Annotated in this window: 19 protein-coding genes; 8 read left to right on the top strand and 11 right to left on the bottom strand. The window is 61.0% G+C overall.

What is annotated here, in order from left to right; genetic code table 11:
• Nucleotides 1–305: 305 nt before the first annotated feature.
• Nucleotides 306–1,061, bottom strand: a complete 756-nt coding sequence (locus tag ACZ5M5_RS09035; RefSeq protein ID WP_025212625.1) for a spermidine synthase — start codon at nucleotides 1,059–1,061, stop codon at nucleotides 306–308.
• Between the two features lie 142 nt (nucleotides 1,062–1,203).
• Here ACZ5M5_RS09035 and ACZ5M5_RS09030 point away from each other — a divergent pair, with 142 nt between their 5' ends.
• Nucleotides 1,204–2,550, top strand: a complete 1,347-nt coding sequence (locus tag ACZ5M5_RS09030) for a class II 3-deoxy-7-phosphoheptulonate synthase (protein WP_109751450.1) — start codon at nucleotides 1,204–1,206, stop codon at nucleotides 2,548–2,550.
• Nucleotides 2,551–2,677: 127 nt separating this feature from the next.
• Here the strand turns inward: ACZ5M5_RS09030 and ACZ5M5_RS09025 are convergent, their stop codons facing one another.
• Both ACZ5M5_RS09025 and ACZ5M5_RS09020 read right to left on the bottom strand, forming a co-directional pair.
• Complete coding sequence (locus tag ACZ5M5_RS09025; protein ID WP_464738906.1) at nucleotides 2,678–3,907, bottom strand: winged helix-turn-helix domain-containing protein; 1,230 nt, start codon at nucleotides 3,905–3,907, stop codon at nucleotides 2,678–2,680.
• A 64-nt stretch (nucleotides 3,908–3,971) separates the two neighbouring features.
• Entirely contained in the window at nucleotides 3,972–4,190 is a 219-nt protein-coding gene (locus ACZ5M5_RS09020) for a DUF1127 domain-containing protein (protein ID WP_053120494.1), read from the bottom strand.
• A 97-nt stretch (nucleotides 4,191–4,287) separates the two neighbouring features.
• On the opposite strand from ACZ5M5_RS09020, the gene ACZ5M5_RS09015 reads away from it, so the two are divergent.
• Nucleotides 4,288–5,142, top strand: coding sequence for a LysR substrate-binding domain-containing protein (locus tag ACZ5M5_RS09015; protein ID WP_027912697.1), 855 nt, complete (start codon nucleotides 4,288–4,290; stop codon nucleotides 5,140–5,142).
• Here the strand turns inward: ACZ5M5_RS09015 and ACZ5M5_RS09010 are convergent.
• Nucleotides 5,132–5,881 (bottom strand): sulfite exporter TauE/SafE family protein, encoded by a 750-nt coding sequence (locus ACZ5M5_RS09010; RefSeq protein WP_060738540.1) that lies wholly within the window; start codon nucleotides 5,879–5,881, stop codon nucleotides 5,132–5,134. The two genes, ACZ5M5_RS09015 and ACZ5M5_RS09010, sit on opposite strands and share 11 nt — an antisense overlap.
• 147 nt (nucleotides 5,882–6,028) lie before the next feature.
• On the opposite strand from ACZ5M5_RS09010, the gene ACZ5M5_RS09005 reads away from it, so the two are divergent.
• The 3 genes from ACZ5M5_RS09005 (at nucleotide 6,029) to ACZ5M5_RS08995 (ending at nucleotide 8,311) form a co-directional block, all read left to right on the top strand.
• The gene (locus ACZ5M5_RS09005; protein WP_060738541.1) at nucleotides 6,029–6,490 is read left to right on the top strand and encodes a MarR family winged helix-turn-helix transcriptional regulator; all 462 of its coding nucleotides are present in this window, start codon (nucleotides 6,029–6,031) and stop codon (nucleotides 6,488–6,490) included.
• 352 nt (nucleotides 6,491–6,842) lie between these two features.
• The gene (locus ACZ5M5_RS09000) at nucleotides 6,843–7,262 is read left to right on the top strand and encodes an organic hydroperoxide resistance protein (protein ID WP_103309637.1); all 420 of its coding nucleotides are present in this window, start codon (nucleotides 6,843–6,845) and stop codon (nucleotides 7,260–7,262) included.
• A gap of 35 nt (nucleotides 7,263–7,297) precedes the next feature.
• The gene (locus ACZ5M5_RS08995) at nucleotides 7,298–8,311 is read left to right on the top strand and encodes an alpha/beta hydrolase (protein WP_103309635.1); all 1,014 of its coding nucleotides are present in this window, start codon (nucleotides 7,298–7,300) and stop codon (nucleotides 8,309–8,311) included.
• A gap of 95 nt (nucleotides 8,312–8,406) precedes the next feature.
• Here the strand turns inward: ACZ5M5_RS08995 and ACZ5M5_RS08990 are convergent, their stop codons facing one another.
• Together ACZ5M5_RS08990 and earP are read right to left on the bottom strand one after the other, a co-directional pair.
• Nucleotides 8,407–8,976: an elongation factor P gene (locus tag ACZ5M5_RS08990; protein WP_003199385.1), complete on the bottom strand. Its 570-nt coding sequence runs from the start codon at nucleotides 8,974–8,976 to the stop codon at nucleotides 8,407–8,409.
• 48 nt (nucleotides 8,977–9,024) lie between these two features.
• A complete protein-coding gene (gene earP, locus ACZ5M5_RS08985) occupies nucleotides 9,025–10,158 on the bottom strand; it encodes an elongation factor P maturation arginine rhamnosyltransferase EarP (RefSeq protein WP_060738544.1) in 1,134 nt (377 codons plus the stop codon).
• Between the two features lie 121 nt (nucleotides 10,159–10,279).
• On the opposite strand from earP, the gene ACZ5M5_RS08980 reads away from it, so the two are divergent.
• Both ACZ5M5_RS08980 and ACZ5M5_RS08975 read left to right on the top strand, forming a co-directional pair.
• Nucleotides 10,280–10,666, top strand: coding sequence for a hypothetical protein (locus ACZ5M5_RS08980; RefSeq protein WP_060738545.1), 387 nt, complete (start codon nucleotides 10,280–10,282; stop codon nucleotides 10,664–10,666).
• A 1-nt stretch (nucleotide 10,667) separates the two neighbouring features.
• Nucleotides 10,668–11,150, top strand: a complete 483-nt coding sequence (locus ACZ5M5_RS08975; RefSeq protein WP_060738546.1) for a GreA/GreB family elongation factor — start codon at nucleotides 10,668–10,670, stop codon at nucleotides 11,148–11,150.
• A 14-nt stretch (nucleotides 11,151–11,164) separates the two neighbouring features.
• Here ACZ5M5_RS08975 and cysB read toward each other — a convergent pair whose 3' ends face one another.
• From cysB to ACZ5M5_RS08955, 4 genes are all read right to left on the bottom strand, one after another.
• The gene (cysB, locus tag ACZ5M5_RS08970) at nucleotides 11,165–12,139 is read right to left on the bottom strand and encodes an HTH-type transcriptional regulator CysB (protein WP_003199376.1); all 975 of its coding nucleotides are present in this window, start codon (nucleotides 12,137–12,139) and stop codon (nucleotides 11,165–11,167) included.
• 110 nt (nucleotides 12,140–12,249) lie between these two features.
• Nucleotides 12,250–12,750, bottom strand: coding sequence for a universal stress protein (locus tag ACZ5M5_RS08965; RefSeq protein WP_060738547.1), 501 nt, complete (start codon nucleotides 12,748–12,750; stop codon nucleotides 12,250–12,252).
• 96 nt (nucleotides 12,751–12,846) lie between these two features.
• Nucleotides 12,847–13,752, bottom strand: a complete 906-nt coding sequence (locus ACZ5M5_RS08960) for a 5'-nucleotidase (RefSeq protein WP_060738548.1) — start codon at nucleotides 13,750–13,752, stop codon at nucleotides 12,847–12,849.
• A gap of 21 nt (nucleotides 13,753–13,773) precedes the next feature.
• The gene (locus ACZ5M5_RS08955; RefSeq protein WP_464738905.1) at nucleotides 13,774–14,727 is read right to left on the bottom strand and encodes a putative 2-dehydropantoate 2-reductase; all 954 of its coding nucleotides are present in this window, start codon (nucleotides 14,725–14,727) and stop codon (nucleotides 13,774–13,776) included.
• A 268-nt stretch (nucleotides 14,728–14,995) separates the two neighbouring features.
• On the opposite strand from ACZ5M5_RS08955, the gene ACZ5M5_RS08950 reads away from it, so the two are divergent.
• The gene (locus ACZ5M5_RS08950; RefSeq protein WP_060738550.1) at nucleotides 14,996–16,072 is read left to right on the top strand and encodes a 3-deoxy-7-phosphoheptulonate synthase; all 1,077 of its coding nucleotides are present in this window, start codon (nucleotides 14,996–14,998) and stop codon (nucleotides 16,070–16,072) included.
• Between the two features lie 170 nt (nucleotides 16,073–16,242).
• Here ACZ5M5_RS08950 and ACZ5M5_RS08945 read toward each other — a convergent pair whose 3' ends face one another.
• Entirely contained in the window at nucleotides 16,243–16,524 is a 282-nt protein-coding gene (locus ACZ5M5_RS08945) for a GNAT family N-acetyltransferase (RefSeq protein WP_053120470.1), read from the bottom strand.
• Nucleotides 16,525–16,896: the final 372 nt, after the last annotated feature.

Raw genomic sequence — 16,896 nt, 5'->3', positions numbered from 1 at the left:
CTACCTTGACGCGGCCCGGCTAAAGGCCGGCGCGCACTATACCGGAATTCGCCCGAAAAGGGAGCTTTTTTTATTGCCAAACCCCGTTATGGGGCTCGCTGTCAGAAGGCCTTGGGGCAGTCAGCTAAAACGGTTCACCTCCAGACGACTTTGCCCTTGTGGCGAGGGAGCTTGCTCCCGCTCGGCTGCGAAGCAGACGCCTGGGTTGATATCTGAAATCGAAGGGGGCCGCTTCGCGACCCAGCGGGAGCAAGCTCCCTCGCCACAGGGGAACTCACTTGTAAAAAGGTTTTGGGGGCCTTTGATCAGGTCGCCGGGCGAATGGCCTTGATCAACGACTGCAACGAATAGCCCAGCCGCGGCGCCAGCCCTTCGGCCCTGGCGACCAGTCCTTGCATGTCCAGCTCCTGATCGAGGTCCGCCGGCACAATCAGGATCACATTGCCCTCCTTCACCGGCAGCTCCCAATAATGCCGGTGGTACAAACCGCGCAAGAGCGCCGCGCCCAATGGCTTGCCGTCGTCGGTGGCCCATTGGTTGATCACCAGCCAGCCGCCCGGGTTGAGGCGCTTCTGGCAGTTTTCCAGGAACCCCCAGGCCAGATGCCCGACGCCTGGGCCGACATCGGTATAGAGGTCGACGAAAATCAGGTCCGCCGGTTCCGCCGTTTCAAGCAGCTCCAAAGCATCGCCAACGCGGATGTACAGTCGCGGATCGTCGTCCAGCCCCAGGTATTCGATGGCCAGGCGCGGCACGTCGGGACGCAGTTCGATGGCCTCGACGTCTTCCAGTGGCAGGAACTTGAGGCAGGCCTGGGTCAGCGTACCGGCACCCAGCCCCAAGAACAGCGCACTTTCCGGCTGCTCGTGACACAACGCACCGATGAGCATGGCGCGGGTGTAGTCATATTCGAGCCAGCTCGGATCGGCTGTGAACACGCAGCTTTGCTCGATGGCATCGCCAAACTCCAGAAACCGGTAATCGGCCACTTCGAATACGCGAATCATGCCGAACTCGTCGTGCACCTCGGCGAGCAAATGCTCGACGCGCTCCTCTGTCATTTCATCTCCTGATGGTTGCCGTGCCGGCATGAGCCTGCGGATACGGGACAAAGGCGCGATTGTCCGCGAAGCAACCGGAACAGGTCACGTACTAATTTGCTGATAACATGGCCGTCCGAGCGTAAATCACCTAGAGATCATGATGAGCCAACCCTGGAGCCCTGACAGCTGGCGTGCCCTGCCGATCCAGCAGCAACCCCGTTACCCCGACGCCGCGCACCTGTTGCAGGTGGAGCAGACCCTGGCCAGTTATCCGCCATTGGTGTTTGCCGGCGAAGCCCGGGAGTTGCGCCGTCAGTTCGCCGAAGTCACCCAGGGCCGGGCGTTCCTGCTGCAAGGCGGCGATTGCGCCGAAAGCTTTGCCGAGTTCTCGGCGGCCAAGATCCGCGACACCTTCAAGGTGCTCTTGCAGATGGCGATCGTCATGACCTTTGCCGCCGGCTGCCCGGTGGTCAAGGTCGGGCGCATGGCCGGACAGTTCGCCAAGCCACGCTCGGCCAACGACGAAACCATCGACGGCGTGACCCTGCCGGCCTACCGGGGCGACATCGTCAACGGCATCGGTTTCGACGAAAAAAGCCGCGTACCGGACCCGGAGCGGTTGTTGCAGTCCTACCACCAGTCCACCGCCACCTTGAACCTGCTGCGCGCCTTCGCCCAGGGCGGTTTCGCCGATCTGCACCAGGTGCACAAGTGGAACCTGGACTTCATCGCCAACTCGGCCCTGGCGGAAAAATACAGCCACCTGGCCGACCGCATCGACGAAACCCTGGCATTCATGCGCGCCTGCGGCATGGACAGCTCGCCGCAACTGCGCGAAACCAGTTTCTTCACCGCCCACGAAGCACTGCTGCTCAATTACGAAGAAGCCTTCGTGCGCCGTGACAGCCTGACCAACGACTATTACGACTGCTCGGCCCACATGCTCTGGATCGGCGACCGCACCCGTCAGTTGGACGGTGCCCATGTCGAATTCCTGCGTGGGGTGAACAACCCGATCGGGGTCAAGGTCGGCCCGAGCATGGACCCGGACGACCTGATCCGCCTGATCGACGTGCTCAACCCGGACAACGACCCCGGCCGGCTGAACCTGATCGCCCGGATGGGCGCCAACAAGGTCGGCGAACACCTGCCGCCACTGTTGCGCGCCGTACAACGTGAAGGCAAGCAGGTGCTGTGGAGCTCCGACCCGATGCACGGCAACACCATCAAGGCCAGCAGCGGCTACAAGACCCGGGACTTCGCGCAGATCCTCGGTGAAGTGAAGCAGTTCTTCCAGGCCCACGAAGCCGAAGGCACCTATGCCGGCGGGATTCACATCGAAATGACCGGGCAAAACGTCACCGAATGCATCGGCGGTGCACGACCGATTACCGAGGACGGGCTGTCGGACCGCTACCACACCCATTGCGACCCGCGGATGAATGCCGATCAGTCGCTGGAGCTGGCGTTCCTGATTGCGGAGACGTTGAAGCAGGTTCGGCGGTAGGTTCTTCTTCGCCGGTTAGACGGCTATCGCGAGCAAGCTCGCTCCCACAAGGGGTCCCGGGTGGCCACAGGTTTTGTGTTCACAGCAGATCCAATGTGGGAGCGAGCTTGCTCGCGATAGGGCCTGCTCAGTCACCACCGATCTGCGCCAACGCCACCGCCAACCGCACCCCACCCACCCGCTGACAGTTAAGCTGGACCCGCTCCAACCCCAGCCAATCGGCCAAGCGCCGCAGGTTAACCGCCAAGGCCTGCACCCCCTCCTCGTCCAACCCCGGCTCTTCCTCGTGCACCGCATGCACCGCCAACCGCCCCAGGGCCCGCTCCGCCCGCAGGTCCACCCGAGCCGCGATGCGTTCATTGTGCAAGAACGGCAATACGTAATAGCCGTACATCCGCTTGTGGACAGGGGTGTAGATCTCCAGCCGATAGCGGAAATCGAACAGTCGCTCGGTACGGCTGCGCTCCCAGACCAGCGAATCGAACGGCGACAACAAGGCGCTGGCCGCTACTTTGCGAGGGATCTTCGCCGTGGGTCGATACCAGGCCGGTTGCTTCCAGCCTTGCACCTCACAGCGCAACAGTTCGCCGGCCTCTTCCAACTCGGCCAGTCGCCCGCGACTGTCGGCCGGCCCCAGACGAAAGTAGTCGCGCAGGTCCTTCTCGGTAGCCACGCCCAAGGCCTCGGCGGCATGCAGCAACAAGGCGCGCTGGGCCTGGGCCTCGTCCGGCTGGGACTGTTGCAGGACCGAGGCCGGGAACACCCGCTCCGGCAAGTCGTAGAGCCGCTCGAACCCACGCCGCCCCGCCACCGTGACTTCGCCCGCCGCGAATAGCCACTCCAGCGCATGTTTCTCTACGCTCCAGTCCCACCACGGCCCGGCCTTCTCCTGGCGCGTGGACAAGCTGCCGGCACCGAGGGCGCCCTGCTCCTCGACCGACGCCAGGACGCGACGGATGACATCCTGGCGTTCATGACCGAAACGCGCCAATTGCTGGTAGATGCCCTCGCCACGCGCCGCCCGATCCATGCGCCAGCGCATCAGTGGATACATGGACAGCGGCAGCAGCGACGCTTCATGGCCCCAATATTCGAACAGCGTGCGGCGTCGGCCCTGGCTCCAGGCGGCTTGATCGAGCAAATCGCGAGGGTAGTGACCGAGGCGGGAAAACAGCGGGAGGTAATGCGAGCGCACCAGCGCATTGACGGAGTCGATCTGCAGGACGCCGAGGCGTTCGATCAGACGGTTGAGGCGCGAGGGTTTCACCGAAGCTGGCGGCGACCGCCCATCGAATCCTTGGGCGGCCAACGCCAGACGCCGGGCCTGTTTGAGGGTAAAGGACACAGTCGCGGGCATGGAGATCTCCTTGTCTGCTCGCAACCTACCTCACCAATAAGGGGTTTGTGTAGGAAAGGATGGCTCATTTGTGCATTGGGTCATCCCAGAATGGCCGAACCACTTCCTGCTCCACGTCGGCACGGCTCACGCCGATGTCCTTGAGCGCCTCGTCGCTCATTCCGGCCAGCAGTTCGCGTTCATGGTGCAATTCGTACCAGCGGCTAAACTTGTGCAGCAAGGCGCTGATGGAAAAGCCGTGGGAGAGTTTGTCTATCAGTAGATAACCTTTTTGACCTTTCATCGTGATGTCCTCCGTTGGGGATGGCTCAAGTCTCGCGCTAACGCTAAGATCAATCCAACGAATGTTTCTTATGCAATACATCTCGGAGATTGATCAATTGTCGAGTTACCCGAGCATCGATACGGAAGTGCTGCGTACCTTTGTCGCCATCGCCGACCAGGGCGGTTTCACCCGGGCCGGGGAATTGGTCAATCGCACCCAGTCTGCCGTCAGCATGCAGATGAAGCGGCTGGAAGAAGACGTCTTGCAGCGACGGCTGTTCGAACGCGATGGGCGCCAGGTCAAGCTCACCGCCGAAGGCCAGGTGCTGCTGGGTTACGCCCGGCGGATCCTCAAGCTGCACAGCGAGGTGTTCAATACCCTGCGCGAACCGCATATGGTCGGCACGGTGCGCATCGGCACGCCGGACGATTACGTGATGCGTTTCCTGCCGGGCATCCTGCAACGCTTCGCCCAGTTCTATCCCCTGATCGAAATCGAAGTGCACTGCGAGTCGTCCAAGCAGTTGCTGCTGCGCCAGGACCTGGACCTGTCCATCGTCACCCGCAAACCGGGGGACGAAATCGGCCAGTTGCTGCGCAAGGAGCGTTTTGTCTGGGCCGAAGCCGCCTGCTTCAACGTCCATGAACAAACACCGCTGCCGCTGGCAATGTTCAACAGCGATTGTTTCTGCCGGCAATGGGCCTGCAATGCGCTGGATGCCATGGGCCGCGATTATCGCGTGGCGTACAACAGCTCGAGCCTGTCGGCGCTCATGGCGGTGGTGGGGGCCGGCCTGGCAATCACGGCGCAACTGGAAAGCCTGCTGACCCCGGACATGCGCGTACTGGGCGAGGCCGAAGACCTGCCGGAGCTGCCCGAGGCCAGCATCATGCTGATCCGCAACCTGCATAACCCGTCGCCGATCACCGAGTGCCTGGCCGAACACATCGTCGAAGGTTTCAAACTTTAAAGGCGAGCAACACCGCGCACAGCACCAGGAAACCACAGAACAGCCCGCGCAACAGCCGCTCTGGCAAGGCGTGGGCGACTTTCACCCCCCAACTGATGCTCAGCAGACCACCGACGGCCAGCGGCAGGCCGATGCTCCAGTCCACTTCGTGGTGAAACGCATACGTGGCGAGGGTCACGCCGGTGCTGGGCAAGGCCAGCGCCAGGGACAAACCTTGGGCAACCACCTGGCTGGTGCCAAAAATACTGGTCAGGATCGGGGTGGCGACAACGGCCCCGCCGACACCGAACAGACCGCCCATGGTGCCGGATGCGGCTCCCAGCACGCCGAGCCATGGCCAGCCATACCGCATTTGCGCCGAAGCAGGTGCGGTGGCGGCGAACATGCGAACCAGGTTGTACAGCGTCAGCGCGATCAGGAACGCCACGAAACCGATCCGCATGCTATCGGCATCGATCCCCACGGCCCAGATCGAGCCAAGCCAGGCAAAGCAGAACCCCATGGAAGCCAACGGCAGGACATGGCGCAATTCGATGCGATTGCGCTGGTGGTAACGCCACAACGCCAGCATGACGTTGGGCACCACCATGACCAGCGCCGTCCCTTGGGCCATTTGCTGGTCAAGGCCGAACCAGACGCCCAGCACCGGAATGGCAATCAGGCCGCCACCGATCCCGAACAATCCCCCCAAGGTGCCTAACACGGCACCAAACACCAAGAACAATGCAAATTCGAACACAGAAGACTCCCCTTTTCCTCAGGGCGCTTATCCTACGCAGTCGGCGCCAGCGGGGAAACGTAACATCTATCCGGAATGTCAGAATTATCTGGCGCATTAAAGATTCGCCCGCTAGATTCGTAACGATCATTGAATGAAGGTTTTGCCATGAACACCCTGCGCGACACCCCCGAAGCCTGCGAAGCCCTGTTGCTCGACAACCAGGTCTGTTTCGCCCTGCACTCCACGTCGCTGCTGATGACCAAGGTCTACAAGCCGCTGCTGCAGGCCCTGGGCCTGACCTATCCGCAATACCTGGCGATGATGGTGCTGTGGGAAAAGGACGGATTGACCGTCGGTGAAATCAGCACACGCCTGCTTACCGACCCCGGCTCGCTGACCCCCTTGCTCAAGCGCCTGGAGGCCGAAGGCCTGCTGAGCCGCACCCGCAGCCGTGAGGACGAACGGGTGGTCATTGTCGAACTCACCGAACAGGGCCGTGCCCTGCGGGAAAAAGCCCTCGACATCCCCCAATGCATCCTCGCCGCCAGCGGCCAGACCCTGGAACAGTTGAAGAAGCTGCAACATGACCTGCAAGCGCTACGCGGGCATTTGCAAGACAGCCTCTGACTCCCCCTGTGGGAGCGGGCTCGCTCGCGAAGGTTCCGGGACATCCGATCTCCCCGCCAACTGACCCACCGCAATCGCGAGCAAGCTCGCTCCCACATTGAAGTTGCGGCGCTCCCCTCTGTGGGAGCGAGCTTGCTCGCGATTGCGGCCTCCCAGCCTACCAGCTAAAAAATTTTTAACACCACCAAACCCCTCTAGCTCAAGGGGTACAAGCCCTTTCAGCCTGAATTTTCATACCTGCCTCGAAAATTTATCTTGCGCACAAAATATTAGCGCTATACATTCGCCTCACACCTACTTAGCGCGCAAACATTTAGCGCAAATAAACCAACCCAGAAACGAGGCTCCCATCATGCAAACGCTCTACACCGCAATCGCAACTTCCACCGGCGGCCGTGACGGTCGTGCGATCTCCAGTGACAACATTCTCGACGTCAAACTCGCCACGCCCAAGGAACTCGGCGGTGCGGGCGGTGCGGCGACCAACCCCGAGCAATTGTTCGCCGCCGGCTACTCGGCCTGCTTCATCGGCGCCCTGAAATTCGTGGCCAGCCAGAGCAAACGCAAGATCCCGGACGACGCCTCGATTACCGCCCACGTCGGCATCGGCCAGATCCCCGGTGGTTTCGGCCTCGACATCGACCTGCACATCAGCCTGCCAGGGCTGGACCAGGCCGACGCGCAAAGCCTGGTGGACGCGGCTCACCACGTCTGCCCGTACTCCAACGCCACCCGCGGCAACGTGGATGTGCGCCTGCACGTGACCGTCTGACCACCAACCCTGGCCCCGAACTCAAGGAGATGCACATGAACACATTCAGCAAAGCCCTGACCGGCACCCTTCTCGCCCTCAGCGTCAGCAGCGCCTTCGCCGACGGTATCGTCGAACACAACACCCAGGCGTTTCTCGACGCGCTCAATGCCGGCACCGGCAAGCCACTGGAGCAGCTGTCGCCCAAGGACGCCCGCGCCGTCCTGATGGGCGCCCAGGCGGGGGTAAAGTTGAGCTTGCCCAAGGCCGACGTCAGCGAGAAAACCATCCAGGTCGATGGCCAGCCGATCAGCCTGACCATCGTTCGCCCCGCCGGGGTCAAGGGTGAGTTGCCGGTGTTCATGTTCTTCCACGGCGGTGGCTGGGTACTGGGCGACTTCCCGACCCACGAACGACTGGTTCGGGATCTCGTTGCGGGGTCCGGTGCCGTCGCGGTGTTCGTCAACTACACGCCTTCACCCGAGGCGCATTACCCGGTGGCGATCAACCAGGCTTACGCCGCGACGAAATGGGTGGCCGAGCACGGCAAGCAGATCAGCGTCGATGGCAAGCGCCTGGCCGTGGTGGGCAACAGCGTCGGCGGCAACATGGCGGCGGTCGTGGCCTTGATGGCGAAGGACAAAGGCACGCCGGCGATCCGTTTCCAGGCATTGCTGTGGCCGGTGACCGATGCCAGCTTCGAGACGGCGTCCTACAACCAGTTCGCCGAAGGGCACTTCCTCAGTAAAAACATGATGAAGTGGTTCTGGGACAACTACACCACCGATGCCGGGCAACGCGGCGAGATCTATGCCTCGCCGCTACGGGCCAGCACCGCGCAACTCAAGGGCCTGCCGCCAGCGCTGGTGCAGACCGCCGAGGCCGATGTCTTGCGCGATGAAGGCGAAGCCTATGCCCGCAAACTGGACGCGGCCGGTGTGCCCGTGACGGCCGTACGCTACAACGGCATGATCCACGACTACGGCTTGCTCAACGTGGTCAGCCAGGTGCCAGCGGTGCGTTCGGCGATGTTGCAGGTGTCCGAAGAGCTCAAGCAGCACCTGAAGTGATGATGGAACCAGGAGAAGCCACGGGATCTGGTATTCAGTCCTGAAATAAAAAAGCCCGACTCAATGGTCGGGCTTTTTTATACAGAAGGCTGCGCTTACTTGGCGCGACCTTTGTAGGAACCGCCTTCGCGGGTATCGATCTCGATCATGTCGCCGATTTCGATGAAGTCAGCGACCGACAGTTCGGTACCGTTCTTCAGTTTGGCAGGCTTCATGACCTTGCCGGACGTGTCACCGCGAGCGGAACCTTCGGTGTAGTCAACCTGACGCACGATGGTGGTCGGCAGTTCTACGGAAACCAGGCGCTCTTCGAAGAACACAGCTTCGCAGACGTCGGTCATGCCTTCTTCGATGAATGGCAGAACGCTTTCGATGTCTTCGGCGTTCAGCTCGTACATGGTGTAGTCAGTGGTGTCCATGAACGTGTAGGTGTCACCGCTGATGAAGGACAGGGTCGCTTCTTTGCGGTCGAGGATCACGTCGTCCAGTTTGTCGTCGGCGCTGTAGACGATCTCGGTCTTGTAACCGGTCAGCAGGTTCTTCAGCTTGGTCTTCATGATCGCGCTGTTACGACCCGACTTGGTGAACTCAGCTTTCTGAACCAGCCAAGGATCGTTTTCGAGACGGATCACGGTCCCGGGTTTCAGTTCTTTACCAGTTTTCATTGCGAATATCCGAATTTGGATGGGATTTACAAAAATCTAGGCCGCGTATCATATCCAATTTACATAAAACTTCACCAGCGCCGCGGCAAGATCGGGTCGCGAAGCCTGTTCCAGACACCACGCCTGGGCATGTTCGGCCAGTTCCTGCTGCTGTTCGCGGCTGGTTTTCCAATGCTCGGCCATGTCCTGGCCGGCATTCCAGGCCCGCCAGAGACCATTGGTCGCTTTTTGCGCGGCCGGTGAAAGCCCCTGATTGTAGAGCCTGAGAAATGCCTCGAGCTTTTCCAGGTGGACGTCTTCTTCCTGCTGGTAGATGTGCCAGAGCAGCGGCCGACCGGCCCATTGCGCACGCACGAAGGAGTCTTCGCCACGCACGGCGTTGAAATCACAGCACCACAGCAACTGGTCGTACTGATCCTGGCGAACGAACGGCAGCACCTGCACCGTCAGTGCGCCGCGTCGATGCAGCGCACCGACCTTCAGGCCGTCGACACCGAGCCAACGCTCGACGTCGCCCAACACTCGCCCTTCGGGAACCAGCACATGAAATGCCTGGGTATCGGCTGCCATCGCGTCAAACCAGCTCGCCAGCCCGGCGTTCTCGTAGGCGAACAGCGAGATCAGGCAGGCCTGCGGCGCCCGCTCGACGCCCAATCCTTGCAGGAAACTGCGTTGCGCTTCGGCATCCTGCTGGAATTGCCGACGGCGCTCCAGCAGACCGGCCTCACGCAGCAAGCCACCCGTTCCCTCCCGAAAGCCCGGGAAAAAGAAATATTTCTGCACGTGTTTGTATTTGACTGACGGTAAGCCATGGCAACCGATCACCCAGTCTTCGGCGCTCAAATAATCGAGGTTCATCCACAAGGGCGTCGTCTGGCGTTCGGCCATCGCTTCCATGTAGGCACTCGGCAACTGGCAGGCAAATGCGGCGATCACCACCTCGGCGGCCTCGGTGGGCTGCCACTCAGCAGGCCAGTGGCACACTTGCACGCCCTGCTGCCATTGCTCGGGCAGGGTGATATCGATCTGCGGGCACAGCCGTTCGAAGGCACGCAGGTCGTCGACCCACAGCCGAACCGCGAATTGGTGCTCGGCCACCAATTGCCGAGCCAGGCGCCAAGTGACACCGATGTCGCCATAATTATCGACGACGGTGCAGAAAATATCCCAGCGCACAGCCATTCCCGACTCCCTGTGACAAAGGCCTGATTGTCCCGAATAAACCGATCGCGCAGAAGAGCCGACGGCGATTAATCTTCATGCGACAATCAGCGCCTGCCCATGACCCTGCCAGGAAGCAGCCATGCCCGATCACTCGACACCCTCGCGCCTTACGGCTTTGCAATTGACCTTCAGCATTGCCCTGGGCCTGTGGCTGGGGTTCCTGGCCATCGTGTTGACGGGCTGGCTGCTGTCCAGATTCCTGTTCAACGAACAACTGGCACCGGTGGCCGCCGCCGTCCATCAACTGGCGCAACCACCGGCGGTGCAACCGGCCCCCGAGCCGCCCACGCCGATGTTCGAGCAGTATCAGCAGAACCTGCAGAGGAACGAACAACGTCAGGCGCTTGATCAGGCCCGCAGCAACCCTCGCAACCTGTCCAACCCCAAGTGCCAGTTCTGGCTGCAACAGGACCAGAATGCACCCAGTGAAAAAAGCCGTGCCAACGTGCTGCAATTTTGCGAGTGACATGAACAAACAGACCGTCCACCAGTTGATTCTCGACAAGCTCGAGATTGATCTCGATATCGCCGAGCGCGCCGCGCAAACCGCCTACGAAACCGCGACCCACGAAGAAAACATCGCCGAGAACAAATACGACACCCTGGGCCTCGAGGCGTCCTACCTCGCCGCCGGACAAGCCAGGCGCGTGGAAGAAATCCGCCAGGCGCTCACCCTTTGTCAAAACCTGACGTTGAGGCCTTACGACGAGCAGCGCGGCGTTCAGGTCGGCACATTGATCGGGCTGGAAGATGAGCACGGCCGCCAGCAATGGCTCTTCCTCGGGCCGGATGCGGCAGGCTTGAAGGTCTCGCTGGTAGGCCAGCCGATCACCGTCATCACCCCTCGCTCACCGCTGGGCCGAGGCCTGCTGGGCAAGTTCGAAGGGGATGAAGTGGAGATCGTGGTCGCGGGCGCCCGGCAACAGTTCACTGTCACCGAGGCGATCTAGGCAGGTAACGTTTTTTAGTGCACCGGCAGTTCGACGCCGTCGAACAACTCTTCGAGTTCCTGCTTGTTGTGGCACTGGATGGCCTTGGCCATCACTTCCCGGGTCAGGTGCGGCGCGAATTTCTCGATGAAGTCGCACATGAAGCCGCGCAGGAAAGTGCCACGTCGGAAACCGATCTTGGTCACGCTGGATTCGAACAATTCGCTGGCATCCAGCACCACCAGGTCACTGTCGAGCTTGGTATCGACGGCCATCTTCGCGACGATGCCCACGCCCAGGCCCAGGCGGACGTAAGTCTTGATCACGTCGGCGTCGGCGGCGGTGAACACCACTTTCGGCGTCAGGCCACGATGGCTGAAGGCTTCGTCGAGCTTGGAACGCCCGGTGAAACCGAATACGTAGGTGACGATCGGGTATTCGGCCAGGGCTTCGAGGGTCAGCTTCGGCAGCTTGGTCAACGGATGCCCCTGGGGCACGACCACGCAGCGATTCCAGCGGTAGCACGGCATCATCACCAGGTCCCCGAACAGCTCCAGGGCCTCGGTGGCAATGGCGAAATCCACCGTACCGTCGGCAGCCATCTCGGCGATCTGCATCGGCGACCCCTGGTGCATGTGCAGCGCCACGTCGGGGTATTGCTTGATGAAGTTGCTGATCACCGGTGGCAGCGCATAGCGGGCCTGGGTGTGGGTCGTGGCGATCGACAAGGTGCCTTTTTTCTCGTTGGAGAATTCCTGGGCGATCTGCTTGATGCTTTCGACCTTGCGCAGGATCTCGCCAGCCGTGGTGATGATGCGCTCACCGGCCGGGGTCACGCGGGTCAGGTGCTTGCCGCTGCGGGCGAAGACTTCGACGCCCAGCTCGTCTTCCAACAGGCGGATCTGCTTGCTGATGCCGGGTTGCGACGTGTAGAGGCTTTGGGCAGTAGCGGAAACGTTGAGGTCGTGGTGCGCCACTTCCCAGATGTAGCGCAGTTGTTGAAGCTTCATATGTATCCCTCAAAGCAGTTGGACGCCACGGGCATCAGCGACGGTATATAACTATATGGAAGGTTACGACAATAAATCTAGAACTTTTTATAAAACGCCATCATTTAGCCTCAAGCCTCGCCCTGACGTCGACGCTGGACCAGCGGAACCAGGTAGACCGGTACCCGGGATAACTGCAATACCCGGGCAGCGGTCCTGCCCAAGGGGGTTTCACCGTTCGCCCCTTGGCAATGACTGCCTACGATCAGCAAATCAACGGAGAGTTTCGCAGCCTGCTCCAGGATGACCTGGGAAGGATCGCCCTGGTACACCCTGACCGACCTGATCAGTTTCAAGTCCTGTTGCCCTTCCCCCAATTCCTCACGAAAACTGTCGAGCACCCGCTGTTCGATATTGGCCATCACCGTATTCAGACCTTGGCGATGGAATTCGTTCAGCGCCTGCTCGTCGAGATAGCTTTGCAACACCGATTCGGCGAACAGCCCCATCGGTTCCACCGCATGCACCACATACAACTCGGCTTCAAACGTCCGTGCCAGCGCCAAGGCATGCTGCATCACATAAGGGGCATAAAGGCCCAGGTCTGTGGCGTACAGCATCGAACGAATCATGTGACCTCCTCACGTGCCAGAATGGCGGAGATTGATTCAGCTTAGCAGCGCCTCGGGGACTGCGACGTGCGGCCTGACGTCCCGACCCAGAGGCAGTCAGGGCTTTATTTCGTTACTGATGCCATGGGGGACGTGACCGGTGGCGACCACCTCCCGGGCCAATTCGCAGTGGCCGGTCTGGTCATCGAAAAACACATCGGCGGCAAAGGCCTCCAGGAAAGCCGATTTGGTCAGGCCGCCGAGAAACAGCGACTCGTCCAAGCGGATATCCCACTCACGCAAAGTCCGGATGACCCGCTCATGGGCCGGTGCCGAACGGGCGGTCACCAGGGCCGTGCGGATGGGGCAGGCGTCCTCGGGGAACTCGCGCTGCAGCGCGTTGAGCGCCGCCAGGAAGCCCTTGAACGGCCCGCCTCGCAGCGGTTCACGGGCAGACTGCCGCTCGCTGGCCTGGAAAGCTTCCAGGCCACCGGCCTGATAGACACGCTCCGACTCATCGGAAAACAGCACGGCATCGCCGTCGAAGGCAATGCGCAGTTCTGCGCTGGCGGCGCGACTGGCCCCACCCGACAGGATGGTCGCCGCGGCAAACCCGGCGTCCAGGGCGCTGCGCACGTCTTCAGCGTGGGTGGACAAGAACAGGTCACAGCCGAATGCCTTGAGGTACGGGTAAGGACTGCGACCGCCAACGAAGGCCGCGCGCGAAATCGCCAGCCCATAATGATGGATCGAGTTGAACACCCGAAGGCCGGTGTCGGCACTGTTGCGCGACACCAGGATCACCTCGACCCGGGCACGCCCCAGGTGTTCGTTGAGGTCCAGCAGTTTCTGCACGAGGGCGAACGCGTCACCGGGTGCCAGGACTTCGTCTTCATGCTCGATCTGGTATTGCCGATAGGCCTCGACGCCACTCGACAAGTACACCTTGTGGCTTTCCCTCAGGTCGAACAACGCCCGCGACGAAATCGCCAGCACCAGTTTGTCGTCGATGTTGTTTGCCATGCCACTCCCCTTTCGCCCCGCTCAGCGGTTACAGCGATCCATGAACGCCAACGCCTGATACAAGGCTTCGATTTTCGGCAGCTCACACCCTGCCGCTTTCGCCGCCGCCAATGGCCGGCCGTAGATCGCGTCCAGTTCCAGCGCTCGCTTGTGGGAATAATCGTGGTACATGCTCGGCCAGTAATCGGGCATCTTCTCGGTCATCGTGAACAGATACTCGGCATAACCCGGCGCGATGTGATGCCCGCAGGCTTGCGCACCGCGGACCACCTCCACCATCAGCGCCTGGATCAATTCGCGGCTATGACTGTTGGCCATCAACGGCGTGGTACTGGCGCCCAACAAAACCGAAAGACCGTTGTACGGCACATTCCACACCAGCTTCTGCCAGCGGGCCTGTTGCAAGCCAGGCATGGCCTGGGCCTCGATACCGGCGCAGCGGAACACGGTCGTCGCCTCTTCGACGATCGCCATGCGTTGCGCCTGATCGGCACAGGGACCGCTGTGATAACCGACGTTGACCGCGCCAAGTGCCTGGTGGGCGATGACGCCAGGGCCGACGCGATGCACGCAGATCAGGCACAGGCCCCCCAGCAGATGCAGCGAATCGGGCAACAACGATCGAAGATCGTCCTCGACGTCCAGGCCGTTCTGCAGCAACAGGACTCTTGCCCCGTCAGCGGCAGCCTGGGCAATGGCCGGCGCCAGGTCGGCATTGCTGGTGGTCTTGGCGCCGACCAGCAGCCAGTCACAGGGCGGCATATCGGCTGCCGAGCGATAGGCCTGGACGGGGTCGAGGGCCAGCGTGCCATGGACCGCGCTGTCGATTCGCAAACCGGCTTCGGCCACGGCGGCAAATTCGCTGCGCAGTAGAAAGTGCACGTCAAAACCAGCGCGCGCCAGCATCACGCCATAAAACCCGCCAATCGCCCCGGTGCCGATCATTCCGATCCGCGGTTTAACCCCTGCCTGCATCGTTGCAACTCTCCTGGTAAAAAAACCCTGCACACTATCGGCGCGAGCAGCATGGCATGCAATCTTCATTACATCCGCTCACGAATCTGTTGCAGAGCCATCGCCAAGGCCTTTTCCCTGGCCTATAGGGCATTAAACCGGGCCCAGCCCATTGTCGAGCCACCTCGTAACGCGATAAGGTTCGGCTCCCCGACGCGCTTAAAATTCGCTGTGCACCGCCGCGCGGGGATCGCTGGCGGCCGGCACCCGTGACCTGACGAGTAACACGATGGCTGATTTACCGATCAATGACCTTAACGTCGCCTCCAACGAGACCCTCATCACGCCTGACCAGCTCAAGCGCGATATCCCCCTGAGCGACGCTGCCCTGCGCACCGTGACCAAGGGCCGGGAAGTCATTCGCAACATCCTGGACGGCACCGACCATCGCCTGTTCGTGGTCATCGGCCCCTGCTCGATCCATGACATCAAGGCCGCCCACGAATACGCCGAGCGCCTGAAAGTGCTGGCGGCGGAAGTCTCCGACACCTTGTACCTGGTCATGCGCGTGTATTTCGAGAAACCGCGGACCACCGTCGGCTGGAAAGGCCTGATCAACGACCCGTACCTGGATGACTCCTTCAAGATCCAGGACGGCCTGCACATCGGTCGCCAGTTGCTGCTGGACCTGGCGGAAATGGGCCTGCCCACCGCCACCGAAGCCCTGGACCCGATCTCGCCGCAGTACTTGCAGGACCTGATCAGCTGGTCGGCCATCGGCGCGCGCACCACCGAATCCCAGACCCACCGCGAAATGGCCTCCGGCCTGTCGTCGGCGGTGGGCTTCAAGAACGGCACCGACGGCGGTCTCACCGTGGCGATCAACGCCTTGCAGTCGGTTTCCAGCCCGCACCGCTTCCTGGGCATCAACCAGGAAGGTGGCGTGTCGATCGTCACCACCAAGGGCAACGCCTACGGTCACGTGGTCCTGCGCGGTGGCAACGGCAAGCCGAACTACGACTCGGTCAGCGTCGCACTGTGTGAGCAGGCGCTGAACAAAGCCAGGATCAAGCCGAACATCATGGTCGATTGCAGCCACGCCAACTCCAACAAGGACCCGGCGCTGCAACCGTTGGTGATGGAGAACGTGGCCAACCAGATCCTGGAAGGCAACCAGTCGATTATCGGCCTGATGGTCGAAAGTCACTTGAACTGGGGCTGCCAGGCAATCCCGAAAGACCTCGCCGACTTGCAGTACGGCGTCTCCATCACCGATGCCTGCATCGACTGGAGCGCGACCGAGAACACCCTGCGCAGCATGCACGCCAAACTCAAGGACGTGCTGCCGAAGCGGCAGCGTGGTTGAAAAGATCGCAGCCTCGTTTCACTCGACAGCTCCTACACAGCTCATAGACGTATTTGGGCTGGGGATGCAGGAGCTGGCGAAGCCTGCGATCTTTCTGCTCTCTTTAAGTTAAGGCATAAAAAAACGCCGGACTCTTCAGTCCGGCGTTTTTTATTGGGGAATCCGTTTTCTCAGAGCTTCGCCGCGTGCCGCTGGTGACGCTCCATGTAACGCTCCACGTAGGAGCAGGACGGGATCACCGTGTAGCCCATCTCTTCAGCGTACTGCAGCGCCCTTTCGGTCAGCGCCGCCGCGATGCCCCGGCCGCGCAAGGCGTTGGGCACGAAGGTGCGATAGATATCCAGGGTCTGCTTGCCCAGGTCCATATAGGTCAGATAGGCACGATGACCGTCCACATTGGTCTCGAACTGATGACCAGCCTGGTCATGGTGGATGGTAACCGCCTCGCTCATCACTACTCCTCGCGGGTCTGAATGCCGACCCCTACCTTACCGATGTTTTTCCGGCGAAGGAACATCTACGCCACCCCGTGCCTTCCTGGTCACCGAGCGCCAAAACCGATCCGCTCAAACCCGAGCACGTCGTGAATAGTAGGCACCAATGACGCAAATGCTCAAGGCACGCCTGTCATCGAAGGGGTAAACCTGGTCGGGTTTATCGATTGAGCGCCATCCTCGAGCGGTAGTCGGTCACGGTGCAATAGCTGAACATCGCCAGTTGTTGAGTCTTGAGACGAGCGCGCGTAGTTAAAGTCACCGCCAATACCAATAAAGATGCCTGGGACGCTGCACAAAAAATGTACAAAAGTGTAGGTGAATCAATAA

This window comes from Pseudomonas sp. Van50, assembly GCF_055390755.1.
The sequence above is the reverse complement of the archived record's forward strand: the minus strand, read 5'-3'. Positions and strand labels throughout refer to the sequence as shown.